Below are 18,166 nucleotides of genomic sequence, written 5' to 3'. Positions count from 1 at the left end.
GTTATACGGTTTATTTCCAATATTCATTTTGGGTTAATAATTTGTTCTGGGTCAAGACTTGAGGCGAGATAGGCCAATAATGTCCTTTGGAACGGATCAGTTTGCTCAGATCTGAATTATCATTCTTGATCTTGTACTGTCTGACCATATCGTACCAACGATGCCCTTCACCCATCAACTCTCGATTTCTCTCTTGGAAGATGGCGTCGATCAATTCACCGTTTTTAGCAGCTGAATAGTTGGTAAGCCCTCTTCTTTCACGAATGGAATTCAATAGGTCGATGGCACCAGCTTGTTCCCCGATAACGGCTAAAGCTTCTGCACGCAATAGATACATATCTTCAAGACGAGTGAATACGGTAGCACTGGAATAGAACCTGAATGTAGGGTCAGTTACTCCACCCATGATACATTTCACTTTGCTGAAGATAGGATACTGTCCATTGAAGTTTTTGAAATATACTTCGGTTACTGGGTTTCCTAAGGTATCGGCAGAGAAACGTTCATCGGTTGATTCATTGAAGATGGAAAGGATCTTGTCTTTGGACATGTACATATCCGGGATGCTTTTGTTTACCACTGGCGATGCCAAGGTCAACTCTTCAATATGCCCTGTAAAGGAACCTTCTACGTGGTTGTAAATATGTCCGAAACCTAATAACTGGTTCGGGTTTTTGTCGTAGAAAAATCCATTGGGATCCGTTAGGTTATTGGTAGGGATTAAACCCAAGCTACCTTTCTGTTGGTTGTCAATGACGAATTTGGCGTAAGCCGCAGCATCAGGATAATTACTTTGCCAAGCTGCAACATGAGCTAAAATAGCATAAGCCGTAGTTTTACGGGCTAATGCGCCATTCCATCTGCTGTTGTATTCGTTATAGTAGTTACCTTGTTGTTGAGGGTCATTGGAACTATAAAGGAATGGAAGGTCATTGGCTGCCTTTTGCAACTCTTGCTCCACAAAGGCCATCACCTTGCTTTGATCTTCACGAGGTTGGTCATCAAAAGTACCTTCCTTAGAAGCCACGATCAATGGAACATCTCCCCAAATGCGTACCATGTAGAAATAGGCAAAGGCACGTAGGAAACGGGCTTGAGCGATATCCACCACCATATTGTTGTTGGTATAGCGTTGGTCATTGTCCTTAACTTCCTGGATACGTTCAAGGAAGATATTGGCAGCATTCACTACTGCATACCAGCGTCTCCAGCTCTTTAGGTCATTCATTACGCCGAAAGAAGCATTGAGGTCGTGTTTGGCGATAGCTTTCAAGTCTTGGCGGATAGGCACGGAGAATTCTCCTGAACGTACATCGCCATAGATCCAATGTGCATTGTTATCATTGAGGGCGGATTTGGTCAATCCGTAAATCCCCATTAGGGCCGCTCTGGAATCCTCCATGCTCAGCCACATATTTTCTTCTGAAACCAATCGAGTGGAATTAATGTCCAGCATTTTCTTGCAGGACACGAAAACTTGGCTCAATACGATTAAAATGATTAATATTCTTTTCATGATCGGTTACAGTTTAAGTTTGAATCCTAAGGCAAATGTTCTTGGAATCGGAAGGGAATAACCTTGGTCGTAACCCATGTAATTCACCAGTTCTGGATCCCTTCCAGAATATTTGCTGACAGTAAATAAGTTGTTGGCAGATAAGTAGACGTAGAAATCTCCTTTTTTACCTAGACGGTCTCCGATGATGTCCTTGAAGTTGTAGCCTAAGGTCACTGTTCTTAGTTTTAAGAAGGAACCATCCTCAAGGAACAAGGATTGATTGGTTTGGAAAGGAGCCACGGAAGACCAAGGGTTGTACAATGGATATTTATCGTAATCTCCTCTTTTCTCCCAAAAAGTAATCTCTTTGATTGAATTTATACTGCTGGCATTCTCGTTTTCAATAAAGTTGAAACGGTTTGACATCTCTTGGTTGACGATCTTTCTTCCCAAGTTGAAGTAGAAGTTCAGGTTCAGATCAAAGTTTTTGTAAGCAACCATATTATTCCATGAGCCGCTAAGCTTAGGGATGATATTGCCTTGAAGGACTTTGTCTTCTTTGGTGATTTGGTTATCGCCATTGGTATCAGACCAGATTGGATCTCCAGCTTTCAAGATGATTCCATTGTAGGTCATGCGTTGACCGCCTGATTGTGGAACCTCTTGGTCAGTTTGGTACATTCCATTGTTTTCATACAACCAGAATGCATCGATTCTTTCACCGACTTTCAATAATCTGTCGTTCACTTCGATTTCATCCAAGTTATTTGGCAAGGCCAATAGCTTGTTGGTATTCACACCTAGGACTAATCCAGTGTTCCAAGTGATCTTGTCATTTTGCACTACATTTCCCGAAGCGGAAAGATCGATACCCATATTGCGTACATCCATTCCGGCTTCATATTGGTAATCATAACCGAAGTCTTTCTTGCCTGGCAACATGATCAACTGATCTTTGCTGTCGCGAATGTAAGCATCAAAGGATACTTGGATGTCGCGGTTCTTGAAGCCTAGATCAAAGCCTAAGTTCAGGTTGTCTGAATAGCTCCAAGGAAGGTCATAACCAACCCATCCTACGTTGTAAGGGCGAACTAATGCCGCAAAACCATTGTATCCCGGAACGATTGCATTACCGGTATAGCCAATTTCTGCTGTATAGCTAGGCCCTTGTCCGTAATTATCGTATAGGTTGTAATGACCGATCCTGCCGACGCTTGCTCTAATATTAAATAGGCTAACCGATTCGTTATCCTTCATGAAATCGTTCTTTGCATTCCATCCTAGGGCTAGGATAGGAGACAAGAACCATCTCGTGGTCGGCTGCGCATTCGATGATGCATCATAACGAAGGGTCAAGGCTGCTGTATAGGCCTCGTTGTAGGTATAGGAAGCTTTACCATAGAAATTGACCATGTTGTGCTTGGTTCTGTCCAAGAACTTATAGACCAATTGTCTAGGGAAGGCAGTAGGATTTAGGTAGTTGCCACTATTTGGATCAGAATCTAAGAGGTTAATCTTGATAAAGTCATTGACACCTTTGTATGCATAAGCGTAGTTGTATTTATAGGTATCCCACATCAAGGTGTTACCAGCTTCGAAATAGAAATAGTTTGCATCGTTTTCTATATCGTAGGAAACTTGGTTATCCACCAATAAGCGTTGGTTGTAACCATAGTAGTTGGAAGCGAAATTGCTTTTCTCCAAGATGGTGCTTGGGTAGAACAGATCGCGGTAACCTTCGTTGTAATCAACGGCAAACTTACTGCGGATCTTTAAGGCTCCAACATTCACTTGTAGACGGAAGAATCCTTCTAGAATATTGCTGAAGTTATTGTCAAAGCTCTTGTCGAATTCCTTCAGGTATAAATCATAGACTTCTTTGTTAGGGGCAAGAGGCGCACCTAAGTCCGGAAGGTATCCCATCATGGCAAATCTGTTGCGCAAGTTTCTGTTGCGGTCTCTGTTCAACCTAGATGCGTTGAAGAGAGTTTCAAAGTTTAGCCATTTGAAAGGTCTCAGGTTCAGGAAGAAACGAGCATTGTATTTGTCGAATTTGGTATCATCGGCTACACCTGTGGTCTTAACATTTCCGAGCGAGAACTGGAAAGTAGCACGAGGCTGTCCACCCGAGATATTGGCATTGATACCATGGTTCAAACCATTGGAATAATAGCTGTCAGACCAGTTTGATGGGCCATAGTAATCATTATTTAAGGAGTCACTTAAATAGATTGGGTAGACATCATCCTGGTTGTATTTACCATTGGTGGTGTATAGATCATAAAACTGCTTTCTAAAAGCATTTTCATAAGCCCCGTTAATGGTGGTCACCGAAGGGCGTTGTGACATTCCAATATAGCTGTTTACTGCTATTCTTTTGTCGCCATCGCCTTCAGGCTTCCTGGATGTGATCTCGATCACTCCATTGGCAGCTAAAGGGCCATAGGTTGCGATTGCGGAGAGGTCTTTTAATACCCTGATGCTTTGGATATTGTCGAAATCAATATTGCCAAGCAGGTTGTTCTCAGTTCCGATACGTTCGATGTCAAAGTTCTGTACATCAAATGCAAAGGGATGTTCACCGATTAAGGGAACACCATCTAGAACGACCAAGGGTTGGGTATTGTAAATATCCCGATTGTTCAGGATTGGTTTACTGATACCGCGCACGAACATCTGGATATTGCTTCCAGGCTCACCGCTTGATTCAGAGACATAGACGCCCGGTAATTCACCTTTGATATACTGCTGCAAACTATTGGCAGTAATCAGGGAATTGGTTTTCATGTTCCGAAGGGTGTTGAACTTAGGTAGGTCTAGTTCATAAAGTGGCTTTAACTCCGCCAAGGTATCGATCGCAGGAATGGAATCCGTTCCGGTGGTGTCCTGCAGGGATAGGTTGGCAAAATCAACGTTATGACTATGCGCATGCCCCACGGACATAGACATAAAAATCAATAACGATTTAAACTTCCATAATACACTCATATTTGTAGTGCTGTTTATAGGTTAGTAAAATAGTAGATACTAGTAGGTTTCGGACAGCAATTCCAGAAGGGAGCCATCCGTTCAATAAAGGGAAATAAAAGACTATGCTCTAAATCCGTTAATTGTTCTTAAAGTTGAAATGCAATTTGTTCTGGTTCATAATTCAAGTTTTTGGGTAATAGGATATCGGTACAACAATGGTCAATTGTGTTTAGTTTGGGTAAAGATTAAATAAGATTTCCTTTAATTAGCCGGAAAATAAATTGCAGATTTTTGTAGGTAAAATTAAGTTCATAAAGTGACTGTTAGTATTAGTTTTGTTAATGGTTAAGACTAATTTATAAATAAAAAACGTTTTAGCAAATTTTTTTTAAAAAAATAGCGAATCCTGTCCAAATCTGCTTTAACGTTAAAGTCGACCTAGAAATTTGTAACAGTTAAAAGAAGTAATACTAAACTTTCCTCTTATTTATTCAACCGCCAAGAAAGAATTCTGTTGATCTTGTTGCCTTGATTCATTTGCGTCATTTTTACATCCTCGGTTTTGTGGTATTCCAAGATTGCTTTTAATGGCTTTAAGTTATCCTTATCGGAAACCAGGACAGAACATAGGCCAATTTGATCTCTTAAGTCAAAGCTTTCGTAGATCATATTGCTGATGAATTTTTTTTCTCCACCTGGGAACCAAAGCTCATTCGAAAGACCCTGAAAGTTGGTTTTCGTGCTTTCTGTTTCCTGATGTAGTTTTTGGTTTTTCTTCAGAACCGTTTGCCTGTAGTCATCACGCGATTTGTAAAATGGGGGATTACAAAGTATGGCGTCGAAATATTCGTTGGGTTGAATGATTCCTTTGAGGATATGGTCACTGTTTTCTTGCTGTCTTATCTTGATTCCTTTTTTTAGATAAGGATTGTCGTTCAGGATCTTGTGAGCATGCTGTATGGAAGGGATATGGGTATCCGATGCCACAAAGTTCCAATGGTATTCTAAGAAGCCGAGAATGGGATAGATTAAACTAGAGCCAGTACCGATATCCAGCACATTGACTTTCTTCGGGTTTTTAGGTTGGATGAGATCAGCTAAATAATGGATATAATTCAATCTTCCCGGAATGGAAGGACAAAGGCTGCCATTCAATAGGTCCCAGTTGTTGACTTTGTATTCTGATTCCAACAATGCTTTGTTTAAAAGGAAAACAGATTCCGGATCTCTGAAGTTTAAAGATTGACGGCCATCAGGAAGAACTACGATATGTTTCTTCAATTGGTGAACATGTTTGATCAGTTTCTTGAAGTCATATTCCTGATTGAACTTATTGCGGGGGTGTAGATTTTTTGAGTTTTTTTCCATTATTTTTACTGTGCACAAAGATATCTATTAATTAAGTAAATATGATCGAATCTAATATATTATTGGTCATGATTCTCTTTTTTTTCATGTCCATGTTATTTGTCGTTTCTCAACGCTTTAAGATTTCTTATCCTATCTTATTGGTAATCGGAGGATTAGCGATTTCCTTGATTCCAGGATTACCTGAGTTCAGTATAAACCCCGATGTGGTGTTTTTGGTTTTTCTGCCACCGTTATTATTTGAAGCAGCTTGGTATACCTCATGGAATAGCTTCTGGAGCAATCGCCGATCTATCCTGACCATGGGATTCGGACTTGTCTTCGTTACATCTATTGCTGTAGCTTATTTATCTGTCAATTTAATTCCAGGATTTACGCTCGCATTAGGATTCCTTTTGGGGGGCATTATATCGCCTCCAGATGCAGTGGCTGCTACTTCGGTCCTAAAAGGAGTAACAATGCCAAAACGAGGGATTACCTTGTTAGAAGGCGAAAGCTTGGTCAATGATGCTGCCTCCCTTACGGTATTCCGGATGGCCTTGGCGGTCATTATGACCGGTGCTTTTACCATGCAGGAAGCGGTCGTTGGATTTTTTTTACTCGCCGTTATGGGCGTATGCGTGGGACTTGTAATAGCAAATATCCTTTTCTATTTCTTGAAATACATTGCCAAAGCATCCAGTATCACCACGCCAATCACTCTGATCGCTCCCTATATCATGTATATCGTTGCAGAGCATTTTGAATGGTCAGGTGTCCTCGCGGTAGTGTCCGGAGGACTGTTCCTATCATATCGCTCCAAGGATTATATGGACTATAATACCCGGATCCAGACGCGTGAAGTTTGGGAAACCGTTGGCTTCCTATTGAATGGATTTGTATTTATCCTGATCGGTTTAGAACTGCCGATTATTATCGACGGAATTGAAAGCGTGTCAACATCCTGGGCGATTGAAATTGCCCTGATCATCACTCTGGTTATCATCGTCATCCGGATTGCGTTTATTTACATTGTGAATTATGTCCCAAGGATCTTTCCGAAAGTCCGTAAAAAGGAAGCTTCACCAGGCTGGAAGATGCCGCTCATCCTTGGATGGGCAGGAATGCGGGGAGTGGTTTCCTTGGCGTCAGCCTTGGCGATTCCTATCTATGTTTCCAGCGGGCAACATTTTCCACATCGTAACCTTATTCTCTTCATCACCTTTGTGGTCATTCTGGTCACCTTGGTCATACAAGGATTGAGTTTGCCTTGGTTGATCAAATTAGTGAACCTAGATGGCAAGTCATCAGAGATTCCAGAAGAAGCGCAGATTGAGGCCATCAGGTACCGGTTGGTGAAGGAAGAAATGGAATTGCTGAAAACCAAATATGCCAAGGAACTTGAAGAGAGCAATACCGTAAAAGCTATTAACCTATCCCTCAAACGTAGTCTGGAATCCACAGCTACGAACTTGAACAGTGAGTCCAAGATCAAGATTGCCAATGAAAGAGGGCTCTATAAGCAGGTGATGCAGGACCTGATCAATGTGAGGAGGGATGTGATCTATACCTTGGTCAGTGAAAAGAATTACGACGATTCCATCTTGAGGTCCTTGGAGCATAACCTGGATTTGGAAGAATCGAGACTGAACAGGAGGTAAAAGAAAGAGGGACTTTCATTCCAACAGGATATTCCAACTTTATCTTTCATCTGCTTTATGCAATCTAGTTTGCTTTTTCATCATATCAGTACAAAAGCTAAGGATTATGAAAAGGCTAGGAATTTACACATTGGTTATCATCATGATGATGGCATGTAGGCAGAAAAAGGAAACCAATTATATCTCAGGAAAAGAATTCTTGGACAGGGTCTTCCCGACTTATTCCCCAATTGGAGCTGAATTCTCCAAGATTGTGGATGCAGTGGTAGAATTTGATACCGCAAGGTATGTTCTTGATAGAGATTTAGACCATAAATTCTATGATCCTAAGTTTGGGAGAGGATACTACAATTCCAGCTTAGACAGCGAATTTGATATGGAGTCTCAGCTATCTGTTCTAGAGTTGGCATCCGAAAAACTGTCCAACGATATAAAAGATTTCAATGCTTATCAAACCCAATTATTGGACACTGAAGATTACCCCAATTATTCCAAACTGTCGAAAATAATGAAACCCGCAAAACTTACTGTCCGTAGAAAATTTGAAGGCCCCATAGAATTCTATTCGTTCGATAAGCCACTGTTCACCGCTGATAAGAAAAAAGCATTGATCAACAGCTATTACTATTGTGGAGTAATGTGTGGGCAGGGTGTTGTTTACTTTCTCGAATTGGTGGATGGAAAATGGAAAGTTATAGGCTATGACTACTCTTATGATACATAAGGGTAGTTATTAGGACTGTTTTGTTGGATTATGGATGTTGAAAAACTCCTTGGTAGCCTTAGCTTTATCCTGATCATAGAAGTATCCTTGGACCTTTGAAACAGCTTGAGCCATTCTGTCAAAGATATCGATCATATTGCCACAGGCCACCCAGTTTTCATCCATATCTGCTCCTGCAAAGGTTGATTCCAATTCCTCCCATTCTGCAGTACTCAAGTATTTCTTGAACAGTCGACCGTACTTATTCGTTGTCACATCCCATTGGTTTCTACTGCCGATATACCATTCGATCATAGGGATAAAATATTCCACCCGAATGATTTTTTCAACCATAAACTTGAGGTAGAACAGATCACCACGGACTAAGCACTTCGGAAGGTAAGTCACATCCCAAAAGAAATCCGCAACGATCTTTTCGAAAACTTCTTCATCAGGTTGTTTAATAATACTGGCCTCATAAGATGCTAAATAAAGATGGATGGTAATCCCTTCCTTATCGATCAAGATTTCATAACCAATATCCCAATCCTCAGGAAGATCATCCGCCAACACCTCAGCTTTAAACTGCTCCAAGCTATAGATCTTGAAATCGACTTTCACGCCATCCCAATATTGCACCATCTTCATGGCATGCTTCCCATCGAATGCCTCAATTCCTTCCTCGTAAATATTCAGGGGGTCTCCAAAAAGATTAATCCAATCCTTAGATTCCAGGTAGGGTGCAGGATCAAGGAAAACAAGCTCGATATCCAAATCAGAGAAATCATCCACAGGAGCCAAAGGGTTGACCAAAGAGCTCGTCAACAATGCTACACGGATGTCATCATTCCTCCTGGTCCATGCCTTGATGGCTGCAAATTTTTCGTCTCTTGCTTTCATAGATAATTCCTCAGATTTTAAGATAACAAAAAAATCCCAATGCTGATTGCATCGGGATTTTTCTTAACTATTACGTTATTCCAACTTATTTGCTTTGGTTGTCAATCCACTTACGGGCATTAACGAAAGCCTCTAACCAAGGAGAAACCTCGTCTTTGCGTCCATCAGGATAGTTTGCCCAGTTCCATTGGAAAACTGAACGCTCGATGTGTGGCATAGTTACCAAGTGGCGACCAGTTTTGTCACTCATCATTGCCGTATTGAAATCCGATCCGTTTGGATTGTGCGGATATTGATCGTAAGCATATTTCGCTACGATATTATATTGATCCTCTTTGTTTGGCAAATTGAATTTTCCTTCACCATGCGAGATCCAAACACCTAATGTAGAACCTGCAAGGGTAGACAACATTACCGAATTGTTTTCTTGGATCTTCACCGATACGAAGTTTGATTCGTGTTTTTGGGAAGTGTTGTGCAACATCTTTCCATGAACCTCATGCTCTGGGTTGATCATTTCCAGCTCCATGAATAACTGACATCCATTACAGATACCTACAGAAAGAGTATCAGGACGAGCAAAGAACTTTTCAAGAGCTGTCTTAGCCTTTTCATTATAAAGGAAAGCACCGGCCCAACCTTTTGCCGAACCCAATACGTCAGAGTTAGAGAAACCACCCACAGCTCCGATGAACTGGATGTCTTCCAATGTTTCGCGACCAGAGATCAAGTCCGTCATGTGCACATCCTTCACGTCAAATCCTGCAAGGTACATGGCATTCGCCATTTCTCTTTCCGAGTTCGAACCTTTTTCCCGGATGATCGCTGCCTTAGGACGAGCCTTGCTTCCGTCAATCACTGGTTTCTTACCATCAAATTGAGCAGGGAAATCAAATCTCAAAGGCTGATTTTTATAGTTTTTGAAACGCTCGTCAGCAGTTCCGTTTTTCGATTGCTTTTGATCTAATAAATACGAAGTCTTGAACCAAGTATCTCTCGTCTCAGCCACATCAAAACTGAATGTATCTGCATTGTTCTTGATGCTTATAGCAGTACCATTGATCGCTTTACCGATTTTGAAAGCTTCCACACCGGCATCAGCTAATGCTTTTTCAAATGCAGCATCTTCTTTAGCCTGAAGTACCAATCCGATATTTTCATTGAACAATGCTTTTACGCTATCTGCTTCATTCAAGCTTGATAGATCGTACTCAGCAGCCAAATCAACATCCGCAAAACATAGTTCCAATAAAGTAGTAACCAAACCTCCAGAACCGATATCATGACCTGCAGCAACCTGACCATTGTTGATCAATTCCTGAACTGTATTAAAAGCTTTCTTGAAGTATTGCGCATCTTGGATGGTCGGTACCTCAGTACCAATTTTGTTCAATACCTGCGCGAAGGTAGAACCACCAAGTTTGAAGCTATCCTGTGAAAGGTTTATATAATAGATAGAACCTGCATTTTTCTTCAAAACCGGCTCCACTACTTTATTGATGTCGGTACAGTTACCACCAGCAGAAATAATTACCGTTCCTGGCGCGATTACATTCTCGCCATTCGGGTATTTCTGTTTCATGGAAAGTGAATCCTTTCCAGTAGGGATATTGATTCCTAATTCGATTGCAAAGTCAGAACATCCTTGTACCGCTTGGTACAATCTTGCGTCTTCACCTTCGTTGTTACAAGCCCACATCCAGTTTGCCGAAAGGGAAACTCCTTTCAAACCATTATAGATAGGCGCGAACACCAAGTTCGAAAGTGCTTCAGCAATTGCATTCCTCGATCCAGCAACTGGATCTACCAATGCTACCAAAGGCGCATGTCCAACGGTCGTTGCGATACCCTCTTTAGATTTATAATCCAAAGCCATCACACCAACGTTGTTCAATGGCAATTGCAAAGGACCAGCACATTGCTGTTTTGCAACACGGCCACCCACACAACGGTCCACTTTATTGGTCAACCAATCCTTGGCAGCTACCGCTTCCAATTGTAGGACTTGGTTCAGGTAATTAGGAACCTCCTGTACATTATATGCTAGCTCAGCATAGTTGCGCTGAACCTTTTTATCGTTCATGATTGTTTTCGGCGAAGAACCAAAGAAATCCTCAAGGGCATAATCCATTGGCTTCTCACCAGATTTCTTCGATTCGAAAGTGAAACGGTGATCAGCAGTCACATCCCCAACGGTATACATTGGCGAGCGCTCGCGATCAGCAACGGTTTTCAATTTCTCGATATCCTCTTCGGCAATCACCAAGCCCATACGTTCTTGGGATTCATTACCGATGATTTCTTTTGCAGAAAGGGTAGGGTCTCCAACTGGCAGTTTATCCAAGTCGATCAAACCACCTGAATTTTCTACCAACTCAGAAAGACAGTTCAAGTGGCCACCAGCACCATGGTCATGGATGGAAACGATAGGGTTTACATCACTTTCCACAAAGGCACGTATAGCATTGGCTGCACGCTTTTGCATTTCAGGGTTAGAACGTTGTATAGCGTTCAATTCGATACCCGAACCGAAAGCACCTGTATCTGCAGATGATACCGCTGCACCACCCATACCGATACGGTAGTTCTCACCACCTAGGATCACGATTTTATCTCCAGCTTGCGGTTCATGTTTCTTGGCCTGATTCAACTTGCCATAACCGATACCACCTGCTTGCATAATTACTTTATCATAACCCAATTTACGGCCATCTTCTTCATGTTCGAAGGTAAGGACAGAACCAGTGATTAATGGCTGGCCGAATTTGTTTCCAAAATCAGAAGCACCGTTTGAGGCCTTGATCAAGATATCCATTGGCGTTTGGTACAACCATTGTCTCTCGTCCATTGCTTTTTCCCAAGGACGGTCATCCAACAAACGTGAATAGGCAGTCATATAGATTGCCGTTCCAGCAAGTGGAAGAGCGCCTTGACCACCAGCTAGACGGTCACGGATCTCGCCTCCCGAACCTGTTGCCGCTCCAGCGAATGGCTCAACCGTGGTTGGGAAGTTATGGGTTTCAGCTTTCAATGAAATAACAGAATCGAATTCCTTCTCTTCATAGAAATCTGGTTTGTCTGCTGTCTTAGGGGCAAACTGCGTTACTTTAGGACCTTTGATAAAGGCCACATTATCTTTATAGGCAGAAACAATCTCGTTCGGATTGGTCGCTGATGTTTTCTTGATTAATTTAAATAGGGAAGTAGGCTGTTCCTCACCATCGATGACGAAAGTACCGTTGAAGATCTTGTGACGGCAGTGCTCAGAGTTCGCTTGCGAGAAAGCAAAAACCTCAGAGTCCGTCAGCTTACGGCCAATCTTTTCAGCTAGCTTGTTTAGATATTCTACCTCCTCAGGGCTCAATGCCAATCCTTCAGACTGGTTGTAGGCCTCGATATCGTCGATATCCAAGATTGGTTCAGGGCTGATGTTGATCGTAAACATGTCCTGGGTCAATGCACTGAACTTTTGGGAGATCATCGGATCGAAATCCTTGAAATCTTCCGTCACCTTTTGAAACTCTTCGATGCGAATAATTCCGCTGATCCCCATGTTTTGGGTAATCTCTACGGCGTTGGTGCTCCATGGCGTAACCATGGCAGCTCGTGGACCTACGTAGTAGTCGTTAAGCGTTTGTTCGTCGAGTTTTTTAGAGTTGCCGAAAAGCCAGTTTAGTTTGGAAATATCTTCAGTAGATAAATCATTTTGGGTTTGAACAGCATAAACTGTGTTCAATGGGTTCACGAAGAAATGAATCATTATTAAAGTGAATTTGAACGTCCTTCAATTATTCTGCAAAGTTACGGATTATTTTAAGAATAAATCGGCTGAAAATGGCATCTTTTTGCTAAAATTCCGCTTTTTGAGCCGGATAGCTCATGCTACTGTCAAAATGTGATTTTTGCTCACAAAATATTACATTTGTAGAATGGCTTTAAGGCGGATTAACAAAGTTCAACGTCGAAAATTATCCATTTTCCTGCGTTGTATCATCATTTCTTTTTTAGCTTGGACCTTGTTTGCAATTTCCAGTGATTATACCTTCACCAAAAAGGCAAGCATGTCCTATGTTAATTTGCCCGAAAACAAGGCTTTCCACCCCCTGCAATCGGATACCGTTTCGGTCAGGATCAGGATGTCCGGCTGGAAGGTTTTCATGGAAAGATTGCACCCCGATACCGCCAAGATCCAGGTAGACCTTTCCGGACTTAAATCCCGAAACTTTATCGTATTTGGAAACCAGATCGGTTTTATCAACAGGCAGTTCCCAACCGACAAACAGGTTATAGCCGTTTCTCCGGACACCCTATACTTCGATTTCTCGAAACAGACCCAACGTAAGGTTCCTGTAAAGGCGGTTGAAAGCCTGACCTTCCAAAGGCAATATGGCGTGATCGGCGAGACCCGTACCAACCCTGAATATGTCACCATTACCGGCCCATTGGAAGATGTGGCCAGTATAGAATACTTGGAGACCGATACCATCAAAGGCAAGGATGTCAATACCGACGTCCGCACCGTCGCCTATTTGAATAAACAGCAACGGACAAACATTACCATTTACCCAACCTTTGCAGAAGTGATCGTTCCGGTAGGGGAGATTACTGAAAAGGTGATCGAATTGCCGATCAAAGTAGAGAACAGTAAAGGCTATACCTCCGTTCGCGTATTGCCGAGTAAGGTTCGTGCAACCATCTTGTTGGCGGTAAAGGACTATAATAAATATACTTCTAGGGATTTTGAAGCCGTGGTGGACTTGGATGCTTGGAAAGACCATAAGGTTTCCAGCCTGCCGGTCATTATTACCAAAATGCCAGACTATGTCAAGGTATTGAGCATAGAACCTCAGAATGTTGATTTTTTTGTAAGGAGATAGTATGAGTTTGAAAATCGGGATTACAGGAGGCATAGGAGTCGGCAAGAGCGTGGTGACCAAAATATTCAAGGTATTAGGTATCCCTACCTATGATGCCGATAAGGAAGCCAAGGATATCATGGTCAAAAACGATGCTGTCCGTCAATCCCTCGTGGATACCTTTGGTCAGGAGGTCTATTTTGAAGATGGTAGCCTTAACCGAGAATGGCTTGGTAAACGGGTGTTTGCCGATGCCGAAGAACTGAAGAAACTGAATGCCATCGTTCATCCTGCAGTGATCAAAGATGGCGAAGATTGGGCAGCCGCCCAAACTTCCATATATAGTGTCAAAGAAGCCGCACTCTTGTTTGAAAGCGGATCCTATAAAGCATTAGATTTCACGATCCTGGTGGTTTCTCCATTGGAGCTCCGGATCGAGCGGGTCATGCAACGCGATAAAGTGGATAGGGAAGAGGTCCTGAGAAGGATAAATAAACAGATGCCTGAAGAGGAAAAGGAAAAGCTAAGCGATTGCATCGTTTACAACGATGACGAGCATAGCCTGATTGAGCAGGTGATGGAACTGCATCAGAAATTTATTCAAGGAAAAACAAGCTAATGCAAATTATTGAAGACTTTCTAGTTAAAAGAGATAAAGGATATTACTGTTCCTATGGGGATTTCTATATAGATCCTCTCTATCCGGTCAAACATGCCGTGGTATCCCATGCCCATGGGGACCATGCTTCTCCTGGTCATAGAAATATCTATTGTACTTCGGGAACAGCAGCCATTATGCAATACCGCTATCCCAAACAGCCCTTGGAATCTTACCACATCAAAGGCTTTTCTGAATTTTTCCAGATCAATGGGGTCGATATCTATCTCTATCCCGCAGGCCATATCTTGGGCAGCGCACAGATCATGATGATCTACAAAGGGGTGAGATATCTTTATACAGGCGACTATAAACTACAGGAGGACCGTACCTGCGAGCCTATACAGATTGTAGAGGCGGAGGTCTTGATTACCGAAACGACTTTTGCCAATCCAGATACCAAACATCCAGATCCTGTTTCCGAAATCATGAAACTGGATGTCAAGAGCAATATCCTCTTGGGATGCTATGCCTTAGGCAAAGCCCAGCGAATTACCGCCATACTCAATGAGCATCTTCCCCATAAAGAGATTCTACTGCATTACCAGATCATGCCCATCCATCGCATCTACGATCAATTTATCGATGTGCCCTTGAAATACGAGCAGTACAACAGGAAGTCGATGAAGGAAGCCGGAGACAATAAGATCTATCTGGTGCCGCCATTGACCTTCAACAGCTACCGTAGGGCAAAGAATGTACTGAAGGCATTTGCCTCAGGATGGGAACGCTTGCAGGCGCAGAACGATATCAGCCTTTTCCTGTCCGACCATGTAGACTGGAATGATATCCTGTACTTTGTAGGCAAGGTAAAACCAAAAGCGATCTGGACCCTGCACGGCGACGGCAGAGCCCTGCATGCGCACTTTTCCAAAGATATTGCAATTCGAGATATACATAGCCAAACATTTATTCCAGATTATTGTTGATAGGATTGGTAAACAATTTAGATCAACTTATGAACAAATTCTTTAGAGCACTAATTGCAGGCTGGGGCGCCAAGAAAATGGGCCTCGGATGTTTTGGAACCATAGTGGTTTTTATCATAATCTATTACTTGCTCGGTTATTTGTAGGAGCGGGATAGAATCTTGAAAATCAATTAAAAAAATATGGCTAGATGCGGAATATCTAGCCATTTTTCTGTTTAACAATAATAGCCAGGACGGCTTATATAAGAAATTGTGTAGGGAACACATGATTTCCACTTTTAAAATAATTCTTGAAATTCTCTGTTTCTCTGCTGCAATTAATAGTTATCGGTCTTAAGGTTTATATTGAAATCCAGATTATCAGAATTCCAATTCTCTGTATTCCGAATATATTGTATAAAACCCAATAAATGAATACCTAATGCTAGGTATTTTACGTAATCGCGTTTTTAAAATGTTAACTTATTGAGTATTAATATTATAAAATTAATAAAAGCTGTTGGGGATTATTGAAATTATGGAAATAAACGTGCTTTGTAACGGGATGTAAGGAGAAATACGGGTAGGGATAGGTTTAAAAATTCCGAGTTTTTGGCTTTTTATGATCTATTGATTTGTGGTAAATTCATGAAAATGAGAAAGTTAAATTCATGGACGCTCGCTGTCAGGGAAGGGACAAATCAAGTCTCTTAGAAATAAAAAAATCCTCAATTTTCATTGAGGATTTTTTCTGTGGTGCCAGCTGGATTCGAACCAGCGACACAAGGATTTTCAGTCCTTTGCTCTACCAACTGAGCTATGGCACCTTCAAGTTTTTGTTTTTACAATCTGTTACTTGCCAGATTTTTGGTGGTGCCAGCTGGATTCGAACCAGCGACACAAGGATTTTCAGTCCTTTGCTCTACCAACTGAGCTATGGCACCTTTTTTTTGACATGTCCGTTACCGAACTTGCGATGCAAATATACCGTCCTTTTTCGAATTCTAAAACTTTTGCCTTAAATATTTTCGTTGAAATATTCAAAGTCTTGATTTTGATTGAGATAAAATTACATGAAATAAACATTGGGAATGGGCAAATAACGGTATCTTTGCACTTCAATAAAATATTATGAGTAAAAAAGGAAGAGTTTTGGTGGCAATGAGCGGTGGGGTGGATAGCTCCGTGGCTGCAGTCATGCTACACGAACAAGGATATGAGGTCATCGGGATCACGATGAAAACATGGGATTATGCTAGTTCCGGCGGCTCTTCAAAGGAAACAGGATGTTGTAGTCTGGACAGTATCAATGACGCAAGGACATTGGCTGTAAACTATGGCTTCCCGCATTACATCCTTGATATTCGTTCAGAATTTGGAGATTATGTGATTGACAATTTTGTTGATGAATATATTGCCGGAAGAACTCCGAATCCATGTGTGCTGTGCAATACCCATATCAAATGGGAGGCCTTGATGAAGCGTGCCGATAAATTGGATTGTGAATTTATTGCAACCGGTCATTATGCGAATATCCGCATGCATGACAATGGAAGATATGTGATCTCCAAGGGTAAGGACGAAAACAAAGACCAGTCTTATGTGCTTTGGGGCGTTTCCCAGGAAAACTTGGCAAGGACTCAATTCCCTTTGGGAAGTTTTACCAAAAAGGAAATCCGCCAGATGGCACTAGATATGGACCAAAAGGAGTTGGCGAATAAATCGGAGAGTTACGAGATCTGTTTTGTTCCTGACAACGATTATCGCTCCTTCCTAAGACATAAACGCCCTACATTGGACCAAGAGATCGGACCGGGTAATTTTATCCTTTCTGACGGTACCGTAGTGGGTCAGCATATTGGTTATCCATATTTCACGATCGGACAGCGTAGAGGCTTGGGAATTGCCCTAGGTAAGCCAATGTTCGTAATCCAGATCTTACCGGAATCCAATTCGGTGGTATTGGGTGAGGAACATGAGCTGGAAAGAAGCCAAGCATTTGTCAAGAACATCAATCTGGTGAAGTATGCATCCCTTGACGAACCGATGGAAGCGATCACCAAGATCCGTTACAAAGATTCAGGTGCTATCTCGACCTTGACCCAACAAGGGGATATCATGAAGGTGGATTTTGTGCATAATGTAAAAGGGATTGCTCCAGGTCAGTCGGCTGTTTTCTATGAAGGCGATGATTTGATCGGTGGTGGTTTCTTGATGAAAGAAGAAAGATAATTCAAGAGCACTTTTGTAAAAAAGTGAATCAATAGAAAAGCTAAAAGGCGATGTGTACAGCACATCGCCTTTTGTTGTTTTAGGAACTATTTTGTGTGGATGAGGTTGTTAGGTTTTTGTGGGAAACGGGATTGGTTTTATTCGAGACATATTCGGAATTTTCGCAATATGTCTCGAATGAGAGTAAAAGGAAAGTGGGAGGATGTGGTTGAAATTTGATCGATGGGTTGGGGGATGTTTTGGAGAAGGAGAGGGGAAGGGATGTGGAAGGGTTTTGTTTTGGTTTTTGGGATGTGGGGAGGAAGAGGAGGGTGGGGATTAGTGAAAATTTGAGGGAAGTTGAACCAGGATTCGTGGGATGGGGGGGTCGGCTCCGCTCACCCACCGGATGGACCAAGAACTATTCCGACGGTCGAGCGGAGTCGAGACCC

The 18,166-nt window shown here is 42.0% G+C and carries 11 protein-coding genes and 2 tRNA genes; 6 read left to right on the top strand and 7 right to left on the bottom strand.

All coding sequences use genetic code 11. The annotated features are described in order from the left end of the window. Nucleotides 1-10: 10 nt before the first annotated feature. The 3 genes from CKW03_RS14235 to rlmF form a co-directional block, all read right to left on the bottom strand. A complete protein-coding gene (locus CKW03_RS14235) occupies nucleotides 11-1,516 on the bottom strand; it encodes a RagB/SusD family nutrient uptake outer membrane protein (RefSeq protein WP_169919011.1) in 1,506 nt (501 codons plus the stop codon). A 6-nt stretch (nucleotides 1,517-1,522) separates the two neighbouring features. After that, nucleotides 1,523-4,486 (bottom strand): SusC/RagA family TonB-linked outer membrane protein, encoded by a 2,964-nt coding sequence (locus CKW03_RS14230; RefSeq protein WP_093098097.1) that lies wholly within the window; start codon nucleotides 4,484-4,486, stop codon nucleotides 1,523-1,525. 465 nt (nucleotides 4,487-4,951) lie between these two features. Next, nucleotides 4,952-5,836: a 23S rRNA (adenine(1618)-N(6))-methyltransferase RlmF gene (gene rlmF, locus CKW03_RS14225; protein ID WP_093098095.1), complete on the bottom strand. Its 885-nt coding sequence runs from the start codon at nucleotides 5,834-5,836 to the stop codon at nucleotides 4,952-4,954. Nucleotides 5,837-5,877: 41 nt separating this feature from the next. On the opposite strand from rlmF, the gene CKW03_RS14220 reads away from it, so the two are divergent. Together CKW03_RS14220 and CKW03_RS14215 are read left to right on the top strand one after the other, a co-directional pair. Continuing rightward, nucleotides 5,878-7,476 carry a Na+/H+ antiporter gene (locus CKW03_RS14220; RefSeq protein ID WP_093098094.1) on the top strand — a complete coding sequence of 533 codons (1,599 nt, stop codon included), beginning with the start codon at nucleotides 5,878-5,880 and terminating at the stop codon, nucleotides 7,474-7,476. A gap of 106 nt (nucleotides 7,477-7,582) precedes the next feature. Beyond that, the gene (locus CKW03_RS14215) at nucleotides 7,583-8,200 is read left to right on the top strand and encodes a hypothetical protein (protein ID WP_093098092.1); all 618 of its coding nucleotides are present in this window, start codon (nucleotides 7,583-7,585) and stop codon (nucleotides 8,198-8,200) included. A gap of 9 nt (nucleotides 8,201-8,209) precedes the next feature. On the opposite strand, the gene CKW03_RS14210 is transcribed toward CKW03_RS14215, so the two are convergent. Next, nucleotides 8,210-9,079, bottom strand: a complete 870-nt coding sequence (locus CKW03_RS14210) for an aminoglycoside 6-adenylyltransferase (RefSeq protein ID WP_093098091.1) — start codon at nucleotides 9,077-9,079, stop codon at nucleotides 8,210-8,212. An 85-nt stretch (nucleotides 9,080-9,164) separates the two neighbouring features. Further along, nucleotides 9,165-12,839, bottom strand: a complete 3,675-nt coding sequence (gene purL / locus CKW03_RS14205; protein ID WP_093098089.1) for a phosphoribosylformylglycinamidine synthase — start codon at nucleotides 12,837-12,839, stop codon at nucleotides 9,165-9,167. A gap of 301 nt (nucleotides 12,840-13,140) precedes the next feature. Between purL and CKW03_RS14200 the strand changes: the two genes are divergently transcribed. From CKW03_RS14200 to CKW03_RS14190, 3 genes are read left to right on the top strand one after another with little or no spacing between them, the layout of a single operon-like run. Next, on the top strand, nucleotides 13,141-13,956 hold the full coding sequence (locus CKW03_RS14200; protein WP_236736493.1) for a YbbR-like domain-containing protein: 816 nt from the start codon (nucleotides 13,141-13,143) through the stop codon (nucleotides 13,954-13,956). A gap of 1 nt (nucleotide 13,957) precedes the next feature. Next, nucleotides 13,958-14,554: a dephospho-CoA kinase gene (coaE, locus tag CKW03_RS14195; RefSeq protein ID WP_093098086.1), complete on the top strand. Its 597-nt coding sequence runs from the start codon at nucleotides 13,958-13,960 to the stop codon at nucleotides 14,552-14,554. Beyond that, on the top strand, nucleotides 14,554-15,522 hold the full coding sequence (locus CKW03_RS14190; protein WP_093098085.1) for an MBL fold metallo-hydrolase: 969 nt from the start codon (nucleotides 14,554-14,556) through the stop codon (nucleotides 15,520-15,522). The genes coaE and CKW03_RS14190 overlap by 1 nt, the downstream gene beginning before the upstream one ends. A 735-nt stretch (nucleotides 15,523-16,257) precedes the next feature. On the opposite strand, the gene CKW03_RS14185 is transcribed toward CKW03_RS14190, so the two are convergent. Continuing rightward, nucleotides 16,258-16,330 (bottom strand) — tRNA-Phe (locus CKW03_RS14185). 41 nt (nucleotides 16,331-16,371) lie between these two features. Beyond that, a tRNA-Phe gene (locus tag CKW03_RS14180) sits at nucleotides 16,372-16,447 on the bottom strand. Between the two features lie 187 nt (nucleotides 16,448-16,634). Between CKW03_RS14180 and mnmA the strand changes: the two genes are divergently transcribed. Further along, a complete protein-coding gene (mnmA, locus tag CKW03_RS14170; RefSeq protein WP_093098082.1) occupies nucleotides 16,635-17,735 on the top strand; it encodes a tRNA 2-thiouridine(34) synthase MnmA in 1,101 nt (366 codons plus the stop codon). Nucleotides 17,736-18,166 lie beyond the last annotated feature (431 nt).

The sequence above is a fragment of the Sphingobacterium mizutaii genome (genome assembly GCF_900187125.1).
GTDB classification, from domain to species: Bacteria; Bacteroidota; Bacteroidia; order Sphingobacteriales; family Sphingobacteriaceae; genus Sphingobacterium; species Sphingobacterium mizutaii.
The sequence above is the reverse complement of the archived record's forward strand: the minus strand, read 5'-3'. Positions and strand labels throughout refer to the sequence as shown.

Bases quoted from the DNA above. Each gene is read 5' to 3' on its own strand.
- mnmA (WP_093098082.1), top strand. From the start codon at position 16,635: ATGAGTAAAAAAGGAAGAGTTTTGGTGGCAATGAGCGGTGGGGTGGAT.
- purL (WP_093098089.1), bottom strand. From the start codon at position 12,839: ATGATTCATTTCTTCGTGAACCCATTGAACACAGTTTATGCTGTTCAA.
- CKW03_RS14220 (WP_093098094.1), top strand. From the start codon at position 5,878: ATGATCGAATCTAATATATTATTGGTCATGATTCTCTTTTTTTTCATG.
- CKW03_RS14235 (WP_169919011.1), bottom strand. From the start codon at position 1,516: ATGAAAAGAATATTAATCATTTTAATCGTATTGAGCCAAGTTTTCGTG.
- CKW03_RS14190 (WP_093098085.1), top strand. From the start codon at position 14,554: ATGCAAATTATTGAAGACTTTCTAGTTAAAAGAGATAAAGGATATTAC.
- CKW03_RS14215 (WP_093098092.1), top strand. From the start codon at position 7,583: ATGAAAAGGCTAGGAATTTACACATTGGTTATCATCATGATGATGGCA.
- coaE (WP_093098086.1), top strand. From the start codon at position 13,958: ATGAGTTTGAAAATCGGGATTACAGGAGGCATAGGAGTCGGCAAGAGC.
- rlmF (WP_093098095.1), bottom strand. From the start codon at position 5,836: ATGGAAAAAAACTCAAAAAATCTACACCCCCGCAATAAGTTCAATCAG.
- CKW03_RS14200 (WP_236736493.1), top strand. From the start codon at position 13,141: ATGTCCTATGTTAATTTGCCCGAAAACAAGGCTTTCCACCCCCTGCAA.
- CKW03_RS14210 (WP_093098091.1), bottom strand. From the start codon at position 9,079: ATGAAAGCAAGAGACGAAAAATTTGCAGCCATCAAGGCATGGACCAGG.
- CKW03_RS14230 (WP_093098097.1), bottom strand. From the start codon at position 4,486: ATGAGTGTATTATGGAAGTTTAAATCGTTATTGATTTTTATGTCTATG.